Below are 15,261 nucleotides of genomic sequence, written 5' to 3' on the forward strand. Positions count from 1 at the left end.
GTCGCGCGCCGCGAGTGCCCGCGCCCGCTCACAGCCAGCGCCGGCGGAACCGCCACATGAGCGCGGCGTTGGCCACCAGGACCACCGCGCAGACGGCCCCGGCCAGTCGCCCGGCCAGCACGGTCATCGCCGGGAGCGAGGCCCACAGCACGATGGTCAACAGCATCAGCCACCGGCCGCGGCGGGCCCGGGCCCGGTGGTCGAGCCGGGCGAAGAACGCCGGGTCACTCTCCCGGAGCTGACGGGTGATCTGCTCGAACCTGCGCTGATCCTCTTTGCTGAGCATGTGCCTTCCCCTCACGTGTTCAGCGGTTCGGCGGCATACCCGCTGCGGCGGCGGCTCACGCCGCCGGCCTGCCGCTACTTTGCGGCCCGCCGGTCGGCGGCGTACCCCGGCCCGGGGGGCGGCGCCTCAGCGCAGGCTTATCCGCGCCTTAAGTTTGCCTGTGTCGATGAACGCGGCGATCGGCGTCGGAAGGCCGGAAATCGTCACGTCCGGGGCCTGGCGTGTCGCGTACGCCCTGCTCGGGAGGTCCGTGCCGGGGCGGGTGGAATTCCACGACCGCCGACGGGTGCTGAGGGCCGCCTTAAGTGCCCTCGCGGGTGGTTTCCGCGCTGCTTGATGGCACCTGGGGCCTTGGTTACCTTCCCGTAAACCCCCCTCAGGCACGAGTCGCCGCACCTGCACCCCCATGCCCGGTCGCAGTCGTCGCGGCGCGTGGAGAAACGGATTTGGTACATGGCCGACCAGAATGTGCCACCACGCCGACCGCGGGACGACCGCGGCTGGGCCGGGCACCAGCGCCCCGCCTCCGACGGACACCGCGACACCTGGACCCCCGCGCCGTACGGCTACGCCGCCCCCGCCCAGACCTCGGCCGACCCGCGCGGTCCCCACGCCCACCACGGGGCGCGAGGCCCGCAGTGGGTCGGCCCGGACGGCTTCGCCCGGCAGGGCGCCGCGCCCTCGGGCGGCCCCGGACTGCCCAACCTGGACGACGACGAGCCGGGCCGCCGGGTCGGCCGGCGCAAGGCCCTCGCGGCGCTCGGCGGCACCGCGGCCGTCGTCGCCGGCGGCGCGGCCCTGGCCATGACCCCGCAGGTCCGCGGCCTGCTCGGCGACGACGTGGTGGCCGGCGACGCCACCGGCACCACCGTGACCGACGGCGCCCCCACCCGGCCGAGCGGGCAGCAGCCGAGCACGGTACGCACCTACACGGAGCAGAACGAGAGCTACATGGGCTCCCGGGCCGGCGAGGCGCTGAAGAAGAACAACCCGGCCGGTGGTCGTACCTTCTCCGGGCCGGCCGCCGCCGCCGCGGAGACCAGGGTGACGGTCAGGACGGTGCTCGCCAAGGACCCCGTCCTGCACCTGGCCCGGCGGGCCACCTTCGGCGTGACCCCGCAGGTCGTCGCCGACATCTCCGAACGCGGCATCGACGGCTGGCTGCGCTGGCAGCTCGACCCCGAGAAGATCGCCCCGACGAGGGCCGAGCTGAAGCTCGCCGACCTGCCGACGCTGAAGCTCGGCACGGCGCAGCTGCGCGAGCAGCGCGAGCAGCTCAACGAGCGGGGCGCACACCCGGAGAAGGAGATGGTGGACGCCACCATCGCCCGGCAGATCTGGTCGAAGCGGCAGCTCTTCGAGGTGATGGTCGACTTCTGGAACGACTTCCTGCACGTCGCCGCGGACTTCGACGGCGGCGAGGTGCACCGGGCCTCCTTCGACCGGGACGTCGTGCGGGCGCACGCCCTCGGCAGCTACCCCGAGATGCTGCTCGCCGCGAACCGGCACCCGGCGCTGCTGCTCTACCTCAACCAGAACGACTCCCGCGCGGACGCGGTCAACGAGAACCTGGCCCGGGAGAACCTGGAGCTGTACTCCGTCGGCGTCGACGGCGGCTACACCGAGAAGGACGTCCGGCAGGCGGCCCTGTTGCAGACCGGCCGGGGCGTCAGCGACGGCAGGTACGTGTTCCGCCCCGAGCGGCACTACGTCGGCAAGGTGAAGATCCTCGGCTTCACCCACGCGAACAACTCCAAGGACCCGAAGAAGGCCGAGGCGGCCATCGACGCGTACCTGACGTACATCGCGCTGCACCCGTCGACCGCGAAGTACGTGGCGCAGAGCCTCGCCACCCGGTTCGTCTCGGACACCCCGCCGAAGTCCCTCGTGGACCGGCTGGCCCGGACGTACACCGCCAACAAGGGCATGATCAAGCCGGTGCTGATGACGCTGTTCAGCTCCTCGGAGTTCTGGGCGGCGGTGGGCCAGAAGGTGCGCCGGCCGATGGAGTACCTGGTCGCCACGTACCGCGCCCTGGGCGTCGCCCCGGACGCCTCTCCGAGGCACGACAACGGCGACAGCAAGCGCACCCCGTACGCGCGGGGCCTGCGGCAGATCCACGACAAGATGCGCGAGCTGGGCCAGTACCCGATGGGCCAGCCCACCCCGGACGGCTACCCCGACGTCTACGTCGCCTGGACCTCCGCCGGCACCATGGTCAACGGCTGGAACGAGGCGGGCGACCTGCTCGCCGGCCGGCGCACCGTGTTCACCTACACCCCGGCCGAGCGGTTGGTGGCCAGGCCGCCGGCGACCGCCGGGGCGTACGTCGACGCGCTGGCCCTGCGACTGGTCGGCCAGAAGCTGAGCGCCAGGGAACGGACGCTGATCCTCGGCGTGGCCGGCGTGCCGGCCGGCGCCCGGGTCGACGCCACGTTCAACGGGGCCGTCACCGCCGTCGCGCGGGCGATCCTCGCTTCCCCCCAGCACCACCTCCGGTGAGGCACCCGATGGAGAAGACTGTGCACACGTTCCCTCTGCACCCCGAATGCCCCGACCTGCGGCGGCTGGCCGACGACCCGGCCGAGGCGCTGCTCCGGGCCGAGGCCGACATCGTCGCCGCCGAGAACGCCGCCGAGGCCGACCGCTACCGGCGGCTGGAGGACCTGGAGGAGGCCCAGCAGGACGGTCGCGGCGTCACCCGGCGGACGTTCGTGGCCGGCGCCGCCGCCACCGCCACCGCCCTGGCCACCGCCCAGTTCGTCACCACCTCGGCGTCGTTCGCCGCCACGAAGACCGGCACCCTCATCCACGTCTTCCTCTACGGCGGGCTGGACGGGCTGAGCCTGGTCGCCCCGGCGGACGACCCGGTGCTGGCCAAGGCCCGTCCCGACCTGCTGCTCGCCGACGACTCCCTGGCGGTGGGGCGCGGCTTCAAGCTGACCAGCGCGTTCAAGCCGCTGGAGAAGTGGCTGCGCAGCGGGAACCTCGGCTTCGTCCCGGCGGTCTCCGACGAGCGGCTGTCCCGCAGCCACTTCCAGGCCGCGGACGCCTGCAACCTCGGCGGCCTGCCCAGCGAGACCGGCGGCCGGGGCTGGCTCGACAGTCTGGTCGACACGCTCGGCACGGGCACCGCGTTCCGCAGCGTCGGCATCGGCAGCACGCTGCCCCGCTCGCTGGTCGGCACCAACGGCGCACTCTCCCTCAACAGCGTCGGCTCGCTGCGGCTCAACGGCGACGACCGCTACCGGGCCGCGACCGAGAAGGCGATCAAGGGGCTCTTCACCGGGATCAACCACCCCGTCCAGGAGGCCGTGCAGGACGGCCTGGGCGCGCTGGCCACCGCGCAGCGCCTCGCCGCCAAGCCGTACGAGCCGGCCGCGGGCGTCGAGTACCGGGGCGTCGGCTACGCGTTCCAGCAGCTCGCCCAGCTGATCAAGGGCGGCGCGAACGTGCGCGTCGCCACCGTCGGGATGGGCGGCTACGACACCCACGAGAACCAGGGCACCCGCGACGGCGGCCAACTGCACCGGCGGCTCAACGAGCTGGCCGGCGCGATGGCGGCGTTCTTCACCGACCTGGGGGAGCGCTCCGCCGACGTGACGATCATGGTGTCCAGCGAGTTCGGCCGGCGGGTCGCCTCCAACGGCGGCGGCACCGACCACGGCCACGGCGGGGTGGTCACCCTGCTCTCCGGCCGCAAGCTCGCCGGCTCGCTGCTCGGCACCTGGAACGGACTGAGCGACCTGGACTCCGGCGACGTGCCCGAGTACAACAACATGTTCGACGTCTACGGTTCGGTCGCCCAGGGGCGGTTCGGGCTCACCAACGCGCAGGTGGACAAGATCTTCCCGCGCCGGAAGTACACCCCGATGAAGCTGTACGCGTGACGTACCCCCGCACCCACGCCGCCGGCCGCCGCGGCGGGACGACACCGTCCCGTCGCGGCGGCCGGCCGGCTGCCGACGTACGCCTGCTGGTGCCGCCGCGACGCGGACCCGGCGGCCGGCGGCTACTGGCCGGCCTGCTCGTCGCCGGCCTGCTCGGCAGCGTGCTGCCCTGGTGGCTGGACACCCCCGCCGGCTCGCTGCGCAGCACCGCCGCCACCGTCACCGCCGCCGGGCGGATCACCGGCCTGGTCGCCGGCTACCTGCTGCTCGTGCAGGTGCTGATGATGAGCCGGCTGCCCGTGCTGGAGCGGTGGGTCGGCGGCGAGCGGATCGCCCGCCTGCACCGCGACGTCGGCGCCACCCTGCTGGTCGCGGTGCTCGCGCACGCGTCGCTGATCCTGGTCGGGTACGCCGACCTGGAGGACAACTCCGTGCTCACCGAGGCCGGGGTGCTGCTGCGCGACCACGAGGACATGGTCTCCGCGTTCGCCGCCGCCGGCATCCTGGTGCTCGTCGGCCTCACCGGCGTCCGGGCGATCCGCACCGCGCTGCCCTACGAGCTGTGGCACGCCCTGCACCTGTCGAGCTACGCGGTGCTGCTGCTCGGCTTCGCCCACCAGTTCAGCAACGGCGCGCAGCTGTTCCGGCCCGGCCCCGTGCGCACCGGCTGGATCGCCGCGTACGCGCTGGTGGTCGCCGCCCTGCTGTGGGGCCGGGTGCTCGCGCCGCTGGCGTTCAACCTGCGGCACCGGCTGCGGGTCGCCGACGTGGTCGCGGAGAGCCCGGACACGATCTCCATCTACCTGACGGGCGACCGACTGGAGCGGCTGGACCTGCTCGGCGGTCAGTTCTTCCGCTGGCGCTTCCTGACCCGGGGCTGCTGGTGGCAGGCGCACCCGTTCTCCGTCTCCGCCGCCGCCAACGGCCGGTGGCTGCGGCTCACCGTCAAGGTCGTCGGCGCGCACACCGCCGACCTGCGTGACCTGGACCCGGGCACCCGGGTCTGGGCCGAGGGGCCGTCGGGCACCTTCACCGCCGCGCACCGCACCCGGGAGAGGGCGCTGCTGATCGCCGGCGGCAGCGGGATCACCCCGATCCGGGCCATGCTGGAGGAGTTGCCCCCGGGCGCCGCGCTGATCTACCGCGCCCGCACCCCGGCCGACGTGCTGCTGCAGCGGGAGCTGGACTGGCTCGCCGAGGCCCGGGACACCTCGATCTGGTACGTCGTCGGTTCCCGCCACGACCCCGGCCCCCGCCAGGTGCTGAGCCCGGAGGGGCTGCGCCGCCTGGTGCCCGACGTCGCCCGCCGCGACGTCTACCTCTGCGGGCCGCCCGGCCTGGTCGAGGAGGCGCTGCGGGCGCTCCGCCGGGCCGGCGTGCCCGGCCGGCAGATCCACCTCGCCACGTTCGAGCTGTAGGAAGGTCTCATGCGCCGCGCACTGCTCGCGATCACCGGCCTGGCGGCCAGCACCACCGTCCTGGTGGTGCTGAAGGGCTCGCCCGGCGCCACCGGGGTCGCCCAGGACCTGCCGGCCGAGCGGCCGCCGGTCGTCCCCGCCCCGGCGGGCCCGACCCCGACCGGCGGCGACGCCTCCGCCGCCCCGTCGCCCAGCGGCTCCACCGCGTCCCCCCGCCCCGGGCGCACCGCCACCCGGGCGTCGTCGGTCCGGCCCGGTGCCACCACCCGGGCGCCATCGGCCCCGCGCACCAGCAGCAAGCCGCCACCGGCGCCGACCACCCGCACGGTGACGGGCCCAGTCGTGGAGAACGAGTACGGCAACGTCCAGGTGCAGATCACCCTCTCCGGGACGCGGATCGTCGACGTGGTGGCGCTGGAACTGCCGGAGGAGACGGCCCAGTCCGACCAGCGCAGTGAGCAGGTCGACGGCCGCTACAGCGGCAGCTCCGGGCTGGTGGTGCAGCGGCAGAGCGCCGACGTGGACACCGTCTCCGGGGCGACCGCCACCAGCGACGCGTACAAGCAGTCGTTGCAGGCCGCGATCGACCGGGCGAACTGACGTGCGGCCGTCATCCCCAGCTTCGTCCTCGGTCGCGGCGTCGTTCTTCGCGTCATCCACGGCTTCGTCCTCGGTCGCGGTGTCGTCCTTCGCGTCATCCCCGGCTTCGTCCTCGGTCGCGGTTTCGGTCTCGTGCCCGGGGGCGGAGCGTGGTCGGGGCGGGTCCCTGCCGGCGACCAGGCCCGGTTTGCGCAGGGTCGAGCAGGTGATGGGCACGGCGATCAGCCTCGACCTCGCCGACGACCTGCCCGTCGCCGAGCTGGACGAGCTGGCCGGGGGCGTGTTCGCCTGGCTGCGCGAGGTGGACGCGCGGTTCAGCACGTACCGGGCCGACAGCGAAGTGCGCCGCCTCGACCGGGGTGAGCTGCCGCTCGCCGAGGCCAGCGACGACCTGCGGCACGTGCTGGCGCGCTGCGCCGACCTGTGGGCCGCCACCGACGGCTTCTTCGACGCGTACGCCACCGGCCGGCTCGACCCGTCCGGGTACGTCAAGGGCTGGGCGGCGCAGGTCGCCTCGGACCGGCTGCTGGCGGCCGGGGCGGCGAACCACTGCCTCAACGCCGGTGGCGACGTGCGGGCACGCGGCCACTCGTCGTCCGGGCGGCCCTGGCGGATCGGCGTCCGGCACCCGTGGGACCCGATGTCCACCTGCCTGGTGCTGGCCGGCACCGACCTGGCCGTGGCCACCTCGGGCGTCTACGAGCGCGGCCACCACGTGCGGGATCCGCGCCGGGGCGTGCCGGCCGTGGGGCTGCGCTCCGTGACCGTGGTCGGCCCCGACCTCGGCCTGGCCGACGCGTACGCCACCGCCGCCGTGGCGATGGGTGCCGCCGGCATCGGCTGGCTCGACAACCTTCCCGACCACCAGCACGCGGTCGTCACCGACGACGCCCGCCTCGTTCTCCCCGCCACCCTCCAGCCAACGCCAACGCCAACGCCAACATCGACGGTCTGAGTGCCGACGCCGGCCCCGCCGGTCCTGGCGCCCGTGACCCGGGTCGTCCGGCGAACGGCCGTGGTTCCGGACGACCATGGCCGGATCTGTGGGGCGGCCGTCGTTGCCGCGGCGCGGCGCGCGCTTCGATACTCGCTGCATGACAGCTCCGCATCCGCGCGCTGACGGCTCACGCGACGTGGTCGTCGCGGCGGGCGACGGCGCGGTGCTGCTGGACGTCACCGGGCCGTTGCAGGTGTTCGCACTCGCGGCGAAGTGCGGCGGGCACTACCGGGTCCGACTGGCATCGCCCGACGGTCGGCCGGTCGACACCCAGGAAGGGGTGCGGCTCGGCGTCCACACGGCCCTGGACGCGGTGACCGGCCCGGTGCACGTCCTGCTGGTGGCCGGGTGCGACACCGCGCCGGCGGGCACCGCGTTGGTGCCACTCGCCCAGGCGGTGCAGCGGGTGAGCGGGCGGTGCGCGGTGGTGGCGTCGGTGTGCATCGGCGCGTTCGTGCTGGCGGAGGCCGGTCTGCTCGACGGCCGGCGGGCAACCACCCACTGGGCCTCCTGCCGGGACCTGATCGTCCGCTACCCGCGGGTCATCGTCGAGTCCGACGGCATGTACGTGCGCGACGGCGACGTGTACACCGCCGCCGGGGTCACCGCCGGCATCGACCTCGCCCTGGCGCTTGTGGAGCGCGACCACGGCGCCGCGCTCGCCCGTCAGGTCGCCCAGTGGCTGGTGCTCTTCCTGCAACGGCCGGCCGGCCAGTCGCAGCTGTCGGTACGCGGCCGCGCCCGGCCGTCACGCCAACCGGCGTTGCGGGCGGTGCTCGACGCGGTCGCCGAGCAGCCGCACGCGGACCACTCGCTGGAGGCGATGGCCGCCCGCGCCGCGGTGAGCCCTCGTCACCTGTCCCGCCTGTTCACCGAAGTGTTGGGCACCACGCCCGGCCAGTACGTCCAGCGGATCCGCGTCGAGGCGGCCCAGCAGCTCCTCGAAGCCGGCGACGACCCCGTCGATGTCGTGGCCAGGCGCTGCGGCTTCCGCAGCGTCGAGACCATGCGGCAGACCTTCCACCGGGTCCTGGGGATGGCCCCGACGAGGTACCGCCACCAAGTGCAGAAAGGTGCGACAGATGCCTGACAACCCGAACCGGCGGCAGTTGCTGACCCTCGGCGCCGCGCTCGCCGCGACCGGCCTCACCGTGGGCGACGCCGCCCCGGCCGCGGCCCGCCACAGTGCCCCGGCGGGCGGTGAAGAGCCGCTCGACATCGCGTTCCTGGTCTTTGACGGGCTCGTCCCGCTCGACCTGGTCGGTCCGCTGAGCGTTCTCGGCGCCACCGGGCGCGCGGGCGGACCACCGGCCCGGCTGCACTTCGTCGGCCCGGACCTCACGCCGATACCCGGCGGCGGTGGCCTGCAGTGGGTGCCGACCGCCACCTACGACACGCTGCCCCGGCCCGACGTGCTCGTCGTGCCCGGGCCGGGGCAGCCGAGCATCCTGATGCGGGACCGCCGCCTCCTGGACTACATCCGCGCCGCGCACCCGCACACCCGCGTTACGTTCGGCATCTGCACCGGCGTGCTGCTGCTGGCCGCCGCGGGCATCCTGCGGGGCCGCTCGGCGACCACCTACTGGGCGTTCGCCGACGAGCTTCCCCTGTCGGGCGCGCGGTTCAGACGGCGCCGCTGGGTCGTCGACGGGCGGATCGTCACCAGCGCCGGTGTCAGCGCTGGAATGGACGCCGCCCTGGTGGTGGCCGCGCGCCTGTGGGGGGAGCGGGCCGCCGGCCGGGGGCAGGCGTTCCTGGAGTACGACCCCGAGCCGCCGTTCGACTACGGCCGGGTCGAAAACCTGCCGGACGCGGACGAGGACCACATGTGGAGCCTGTTCCAGGCGGAGCGTGCGCGGGTCCGCGAGGTGCTCACCTGAGCTTCTGCGCCGGCCACCGCGGTCAGCGGAAGGGGCGGTGGGTGGCGGGGCGGGAGCCGAGGGGGCGTGGGCGGCCCGGCCGGGAGCCGGCGGGCCGGGTGGCCGCCCAGCGGCGGTGCGGACGATGGTGGCGGGGCGGCGGTTCGGCCCCGCCCGGCTGACGCGTCGTGTCGTCGGTGGACATCTAACCCCCCGCTCCCGGCGCGGACGCGCCGTCGCCGTGCTCAACGAGCACCGACCCCTGAGCGTCGCGTCGCCACCTGCCCGCCCGCCACCTGCCCGCCCGCCCCCGGGCCCTGCCCCGGCGACCGGAGTTCACATGCCCCGGCGGGGGAGCGGCAGGTGGCCGGGGAGTAGGTCGGAGGTGAGCGTGACGCCGGTGGCCCGCAGGGCGTCGATCAGGGCGTTCTGCACCAGATAGGAGTCCGGCAACTGCCAGCGTGCCTGCTCGGGCGCGACCGCCCAGCGGACGGTGCCCTCGGGCAGCCGGGTCGGCGGGGCCGGGATCCACGAGCCGGGGCCGTGCCGGACGACGTGGAAGCAGTGGTCCAGTTCGGGGCGGAGCGGGTCTCCGGGACGGACCAGGAACATCCAGCGGCCGGTGGGGGTCACCAGCACCGGGCCGCGTACGCCGACGCCGGCCGGGTGGGTCTGCACCGCGTCCAGGACGTGCCGACCGAGGTGCGTGGGGACCTCCAGCACGTCGAACGCCCGGCCGGTGGGCAGCAGCACCCCGTGCGGGCGGGTGCGCCACCAGGTCGCGACCCGGGCCGGGTCGGCGCTGGCCGCGTGCTCCCAGTTCTCCAGCGCGGGGTGGCAGCCGACCGTGGGGCAGCCGGCGCGCCCGCAGACGAAGCGGCTGCGGGCGAGGCAGGCACCTGGGGTCACGTCCCAGCCGTGCAGCGCGTACCGCACGGCGACCCGGCGCAGGCGCACCCGTTCCAGTGGCGACAGTTGCACGACGCGCGGACCGACATTCCCCCACATGTGCCATCTCCCTCCGCCGGACCCGGTCGGCATCCAGGTCGCATGTCGAGCACCGTCACTGCCGTAACCCGCGATCGTTGAGCTGACGAACGGCTGATGCAACTTGCACGAAAATTACGAGAACTGGCTGTACGGCTGACGTACACGCTGTGCGACCGGCGAAAACCTGAGACGTACCGCGCGCCCGCAACCGCGTAGCCAATCGGCCGCCGGCCGGCTCAGGCAGGGGAGGGGTGGGAAGATGGACGAGTTACCCATCGGGCGGCGGGTGGCCTACTGGCGCGGGCGGCGCAAGATGTCGCAGCAGGTCTTCGCCGATCGGCTGGGCAAGTCGAAGAGCTGGGTGGACAAGGTCGAGCGCGGGGTGCGCCGGCTCGACAAGTTCTCGGTCCTCTACGAGATCGCCGACATCCTCCAGGTCGACGTGCAACTGCTGCTCGGCAAGGACCCGGAGCGGCGTACGGACGCGTTGAACTGCATCGACCAGGTCGAGGTGCAGGAGATCCGGGCGGCCCTCGAGCGGTACGACTCGATGAGCGCGTACTTCGACGCCGCGCCCTTCCCGCCGCCGCTGGCCGACATGCGCAAGGCCGTCAACCACGCCTGGCTGACCTACCAGTACGGCCGCTACGGGATGCTCACCCGGGCGCTGCCGAAGCTGCTGCGCGACGCCCAGGCCGCCGACGCCGGCTACCGCGGCGACGAGGGCCGGGAGGCCGCCCACCTGCTGGGGCAGGTCTACCAGATCGCCTCGTCGGTGCTGCGCAAGTTGGGCGAGTGCGAGCTGGCCTGGCTTGCCGCCGACCGCTCAATGGCGGTCGCCCAGCGCGCCGACGACCAGCTCCTGGCCGGCATCGCCACCACCCGGGTGTGCAACGCGCTGGTGGCGATGGGCCGGCCCCGCCCCGCCCTCGAACTCAACGTCACCATCGCCAACCGGCTCGCCCCCGGCGGCGGCAACGAGGCGTCCCCGGCCCGGCTCTCGGTCTACGGGATGCTGCTGCTCCAGGGCGCGATGGCCGCCGCGCGGATCGGTGACTCGGCCACGGTCGGCGACCTGATCAACGGCGCGCAGGAGGCCGCCACCCTCCTCGGCGGCGACCACAACCACTACTGGACCTCCTTCGGGCCGACCAACGTGGAGCTGCACCGCGCGGCGGCGGCGGTCGAGCTGGGCGACGGCGGCCGGGCCGTGGAGGTCCACCGGCAGCGCATCCAGGAGCCCGCGTTCAACGCGCTGCTGCCCGAACGCCGCGCCCACCACCTGCTCGACATCGCCCGGGGCTTCGCCCAGATCGGCGACGTGGCCAACGCCGGCGAGATGCTGCTGCGCGGCGACCGCCTCGCCCCGTCGGAGATTCGTTGCCGGCCGATCGCCCACGAGGCGATGTCGGACATCCTGCGTCGCACACGGGGTGCGCCGCCTTCTCTGATCGCGGAGTTGGCTGAGCACATGGGAGTAGGGGTATGAGCACGGAGCCGGCCTGATGACCGGCCCACGCCCGAGCAGCGAGCGCCGCGAGGTGCTCTACGTCATCGCTTGCGGTTCGCCGCTGGCCCGCGACGTCGGTCGGCTCGTCGAGCTGGCCCAGCAGGACGGTTGGGACGTCTGCGTGGTGACCACGCCGGACGGCGCCAAGTTCGTCGACCGGGCCGAGCTGGCCCGGCGGACCGGGCACCCGGTCCGCACCCACTACAAGAACCCCGGCGACCTCGACGTGCTGCCGCCGGCGGACGCGATGATCGTCTGTCCGGCGACGGTCAACACGGTCAACAAGTGGGCGGCCGGCATCACCGACACGCTGGCCCTCGGCCTGCTGGTGGAGGCGCAGGGGTTGGGGGTTCCGCTGGTGGCCGTGCCGTACACCAACGCGGCGATGGCGGTCCATCCGGCCTTCCGGGCGGCCCTCGACCGGCTCGCCGAGTGGGGGGTGACGGTGCTCTTCGGCGACCACGTCGTCCCGCTGCACCCGCCCGGCACCGGCGAGCGTCACCTGCACGCCTTCCCGTGGGCCATGGGCCTGGCCGCCGTCCGGGACCGCCTCTGCCCCGCCGCGTGACGCCCGGTGGGGGACCCTGCCGCGATCGGCGGGCCCGCTCGCGGGCCGACGCGTCGAGGCGGCGGGGTCCCCTTGCCGCGCCGCCACGGACGGTGCAGCGGCGACGCGACGCGACCCACCGCCCCGCGGACACTTCCGTCGCGTCGGTGGGCGACGCCCCCCGCCACGGCCCGCGCCGGTAAGCTGGCCCGCCGTGAGCACCAACGCGGTCCCGCCGACCGTCTCCGACGTGGTCGCCGAGCTGGAGCGGCGTTACCCGCCCGCCTGGGCCGAGGAGTGGGACCGGGTCGGGCTGGTGCTGGGCGAGCCGTGCGCCCCGGTGCGCCGGGTGCTCTGCGTGGTCGACGTGGTGCCCGAGACGGTCGCCGAGGCGCTCGACGCCGGCGTCGACATGATCGTCGCCCACCATCCGCTGCTGCTGCGCGGCGTCTCGTCGGTGGCCCCGACGACGTACAAGGGGCGGATCGTCCACCGGCTGATCAAGGCCGACGTGGCGCTGTACGTCGCGCACACCAACGCCGACGTGGCCGACCCGGGGGTGTCCGACGCGCTCGCCGCCCGGTTCGGGCTGACCGGCCTGCGCCCGCTGCACCGGCCCGCGCCCGGCTCGCCGGCCCACGGCGCAGGCCGGGGGATCGGCCGGATCGGGGAGCTGCCGGAGCCGATGACCCTGGCGGAGCTGACCCGGCACGCCGCCGCCGTGCTCCCCGCCACGTCCTGGGGGGTTCGCGCCGCCGGGGATCCCGGGCGTATGGTTCGTACCCTCGCGGTCAGCGGCGGCGCGGGGGACGGCTTCCTCGCCGACGCGACCGCCGCGGGGGTGGACGCGTTCCTCACCGCCGACCTGCGGCACCACCCGGCCGGCGAGCACCTCGCCGCCGACGGCCCGGCACTGCTCGACGCCGCCCACTGGGCGACCGAACGACCGTGGCTGGACGACCTGGCCGCCATCCTGCGGGAGGCGCCGGGCGTCGAGACGCTGGTGTCCGACCTGGACACCGACCCGTGGACCGTACACGCCGCCCCACCCGCGGTGGACGACAAGGAGCCCCGACCGTGAAGGCTGACCCGCAGGTCCAGCGCCGCCTGCTCGACCTCCAGGCGATCGACACCAACCTCGCCCAGCTCGCCCACCGCCGCCGCACGCTCCCGGAGCGGGCCGAGCTGGAAGGGCTGGCCCGGGAGCTCTCCGCGTTGGAGGACGAGCGGGTCCGCGCGCAGGTGGCGGTCGACGACCTCGACCGGGACATCGCCCGGCTGGAGAAGGACATCGACCAGGTGCGGGCCCGCAAGGCCAAGAACGAGGACCGGCTGGCCGCCGGCACCGGCCCGGCCCGGGAGCTGGAGGCGCTCCAGCACGAGCTGGTCTCGCTCAACCGCCGCCAGGGCGACCTGGAGGACGCCGAGCTGGAGCTGATGGAGCAGCGGGAGACCGCCCAGGGCGTGCTGGACGGCATCGAGAAGCGGCTCGCCGAGGCGCGGGAGAAGCGGGACTCCGTCGAGCGGCGCCGCGACGACGCCCTGGCCGAGATCGCCAAGGAGGAGGAGTTCAAGCGCGGCGCCCGTCAGCCGCTCGCGGCCGACCTCCCCGCCGACCTGGTCCAGCTGTACGACCGGATCCGCGAGGACTCGGGGCTCGGCGCGGCGCTGCTCACCGCCGGCCGGTGCGGCGGCTGCCGGCTGGACCTCTCCGGCGCCGACCTGGCCCGGATCCGCAAGGCGGCGCCGGACGACGTGGTCCGCTGCGAGGAGTGCCGGCGGATCATGGTCCGCACCAACGAGTCCGGCCTGTAGCCCGTGGCACCGCGCGTGGTCGTCGTCGAGGCCGACGGCGGGTCCCGGGGCAACCCCGGCCCGGCGGGCTACGGCGCGGTGGTCCGCGACCCGGGCACCGGCGAGGTGCTGGCCGAGCGGAGCGAGTCGATCGGCGTCGCCACCAACAACGTCGCCGAGTACCGGGGGCTGATCGCCGGGCTGGAGGCCGCCGCCGAGCTGGGCGCGGCCGAGGTCGAGGCCAGGATGGACTCGAAGCTGGTGGTCGAGCAGATGTGCGGTCGCTGGCAGATCAAGCACCCGGGGTTGCGCCCGCTCGCCGCGCGGGCCGCCGGCCTGGTGGAGCGCTTCGCGGCGGTCCGGTTCAGCTGGATCCCCCGGGAACGCAACCGGCACGCCGACGCCCTCGCCAACGCCGCCATGGACGCCGCGGCCGCCGGCCGGGCCCCGGCCTCAGCCCCGGTCGAGCCGCCCCGCGTGGTGGAGCCACCGCGCGAGGTCGCCGCGCCCGACTCGGCCGCCCGGGCGAGGGCCCGTGAGGTGGCCACCCGTGCCGCGTCGGCGACGAGCACCGGTACCGACCCGGCGACCGCTCCCGCCTCCTGGGAGCCGCGGCCGAGCTTCACGGCCACCCGGCTGATCCTGGTCCGGCACGGCGAGACCGCGTACACCGAGCAGCGCCGCTACTCGGGTCGCGGCGACGTGCCGCTGTCGGAGCGGGGCCGGGCCCAGGCCCGGGCGACGGCCGCCCGGGTGGCCGGGCTGGCCCCGTCCGTCGCGGCCGTGGTCAGCTCCCCCCTGTCCCGGTGTACGGCGACCGCGGAGGCGATCGCCGGGGCGCTCGGCGGGGTGCCGGTGCGCCGCGAGGACGACCTCGTCGAGTGCGACTTCGGGGCCTGGGAGGGGCGCACCTTCGCCGAGGTCCGCGAGGGCTGGCCGGGGGAGATGGACGCCTGGCTCGCCTCCACCCGGATCGCCCCGCCGGGCGGCGAGTCGTTCGTCGACGTCGCCGAGCGCAGCCGCCGCGCGGTCGACGGCCTGTGCCGGGCGTACCCCGGGGAGACCGTCGTGGTGGTCTCCCACGTCTCGCCGATCAAGCTGGTGCTGCGCGACGCGCTGGCGGCCGGCGACGGGTTCCTGCACCGGCTCTTCCTCGACGCGGCCGGCATCTCGGTGCTGGACACGTGGCCCGACGGCGGCGTCGCCGTGCGCACGGTGAACGACACCGCGCACCTCGCCGCGATCTGAGCCCCACGGTCTGAGCCCCGCCGGTCCCCGGCCGCAGGGGCTCGGCCAGTGCCCCCGCTCGCCCGGTGCCGGCAGCCGTTCGGCGCACGCCGCCGCCCGTTCGGCGCATCGGCGCTCCCCGG

14 protein-coding genes are annotated in these 15,261 nt (G+C 74.8%); 12 read left to right on the forward strand and 2 right to left on the reverse strand.

Annotated features, from left to right (window positions below; translation table 11 throughout):
- Nucleotides 1-28: 28 nt before the first annotated feature.
- Complete coding sequence (locus GA0070606_RS23840) at nt 29-286, reverse strand: DUF3040 domain-containing protein (RefSeq protein ID WP_091104431.1); 258 nt, start codon at nt 284-286, stop codon at nt 29-31.
- Between the two features lie 453 nt (nt 287-739).
- Between GA0070606_RS23840 and GA0070606_RS23845 the strand changes: the two genes are divergently transcribed.
- The 7 genes from GA0070606_RS23845 (at nt 740) to GA0070606_RS23875 (ending at nt 9,071) form a co-directional block, all read left to right on the forward strand.
- The gene (locus GA0070606_RS23845; protein WP_091104433.1) at nt 740-2,788 is read left to right on the forward strand and encodes a DUF1800 domain-containing protein; all 2,049 of its coding nucleotides are present in this window, start codon (nt 740-742) and stop codon (nt 2,786-2,788) included.
- A gap of 20 nt (nt 2,789-2,808) precedes the next feature.
- Nucleotides 2,809-4,176, forward strand: a complete 1,368-nt coding sequence (locus GA0070606_RS23850; RefSeq protein ID WP_245724785.1) for a DUF1501 domain-containing protein — start codon at nt 2,809-2,811, stop codon at nt 4,174-4,176.
- Entirely contained in the window at nt 4,173-5,594 is a 1,422-nt protein-coding gene (locus tag GA0070606_RS23855) for a ferredoxin reductase family protein (protein ID WP_091104438.1), read from the forward strand. Before GA0070606_RS23850 ends, GA0070606_RS23855 begins: the two co-directional genes overlap by 4 nt.
- Before the next feature lie 9 nt (nt 5,595-5,603).
- Complete coding sequence (locus GA0070606_RS23860; protein WP_091104440.1) at nt 5,604-6,194, forward strand: FMN-binding protein; 591 nt, start codon at nt 5,604-5,606, stop codon at nt 6,192-6,194.
- Between the two features lie 208 nt (nt 6,195-6,402).
- Nucleotides 6,403-7,149, forward strand: coding sequence for an FAD:protein FMN transferase (locus GA0070606_RS23865; protein ID WP_091104443.1), 747 nt, complete (start codon nt 6,403-6,405; stop codon nt 7,147-7,149).
- Between the two features lie 139 nt (nt 7,150-7,288).
- Nucleotides 7,289-8,281: a GlxA family transcriptional regulator gene (locus GA0070606_RS23870; protein WP_176737403.1), complete on the forward strand. Its 993-nt coding sequence runs from the start codon at nt 7,289-7,291 to the stop codon at nt 8,279-8,281.
- On the forward strand, nt 8,274-9,071 hold the full coding sequence (locus GA0070606_RS23875) for a DJ-1/PfpI family protein (protein ID WP_091104448.1): 798 nt from the start codon (nt 8,274-8,276) through the stop codon (nt 9,069-9,071). Before GA0070606_RS23870 ends, GA0070606_RS23875 begins: the two co-directional genes overlap by 8 nt.
- 315 nt (nt 9,072-9,386) lie before the next feature.
- Here GA0070606_RS23875 and GA0070606_RS23880 read toward each other — a convergent pair whose 3' ends face one another.
- Nucleotides 9,387-10,058 carry a bifunctional DNA primase/polymerase gene (locus GA0070606_RS23880; RefSeq protein WP_091104451.1) on the reverse strand — a complete coding sequence of 224 codons (672 nt, stop codon included), beginning with the start codon at nt 10,056-10,058 and terminating at the stop codon, nt 9,387-9,389.
- Nucleotides 10,059-10,299: 241 nt separating this feature from the next.
- Here GA0070606_RS23880 and GA0070606_RS23885 point away from each other — a divergent pair, with 241 nt between their 5' ends.
- The 5 genes from GA0070606_RS23885 to GA0070606_RS23905 all read left to right on the forward strand — a co-directional run bounded on the left by GA0070606_RS23885 (nt 10,300) and on the right by GA0070606_RS23905 (nt 15,139).
- Nucleotides 10,300-11,529 carry a helix-turn-helix domain-containing protein gene (locus tag GA0070606_RS23885; protein WP_091104454.1) on the forward strand — a complete coding sequence of 410 codons (1,230 nt, stop codon included), beginning with the start codon at nt 10,300-10,302 and terminating at the stop codon, nt 11,527-11,529.
- A 16-nt stretch (nt 11,530-11,545) separates the two neighbouring features.
- Complete coding sequence (locus GA0070606_RS23890) at nt 11,546-12,118, forward strand: flavoprotein (protein ID WP_091104456.1); 573 nt, start codon at nt 11,546-11,548, stop codon at nt 12,116-12,118.
- A 229-nt stretch (nt 12,119-12,347) separates the two neighbouring features.
- Nucleotides 12,348-13,178 (forward strand): Nif3-like dinuclear metal center hexameric protein, encoded by an 831-nt coding sequence (locus tag GA0070606_RS23895; RefSeq protein WP_176737572.1) that lies wholly within the window; start codon nt 12,348-12,350, stop codon nt 13,176-13,178.
- Complete coding sequence (locus GA0070606_RS23900) at nt 13,175-13,912, forward strand: zinc ribbon domain-containing protein (protein ID WP_091104462.1); 738 nt, start codon at nt 13,175-13,177, stop codon at nt 13,910-13,912. Before GA0070606_RS23895 ends, GA0070606_RS23900 begins: the two co-directional genes overlap by 4 nt.
- A gap of 3 nt (nt 13,913-13,915) precedes the next feature.
- Nucleotides 13,916-15,139 (forward strand): bifunctional RNase H/acid phosphatase, encoded by a 1,224-nt coding sequence (locus tag GA0070606_RS23905; RefSeq protein ID WP_091104465.1) that lies wholly within the window; start codon nt 13,916-13,918, stop codon nt 15,137-15,139.
- Nucleotides 15,140-15,261 lie beyond the last annotated feature (122 nt).

Origin of the sequence: Micromonospora citrea (genome assembly GCF_900090315.1) — a bacterium.
Lineage (GTDB): Bacteria > Actinomycetota > Actinomycetes > Mycobacteriales > Micromonosporaceae > Micromonospora > Micromonospora citrea.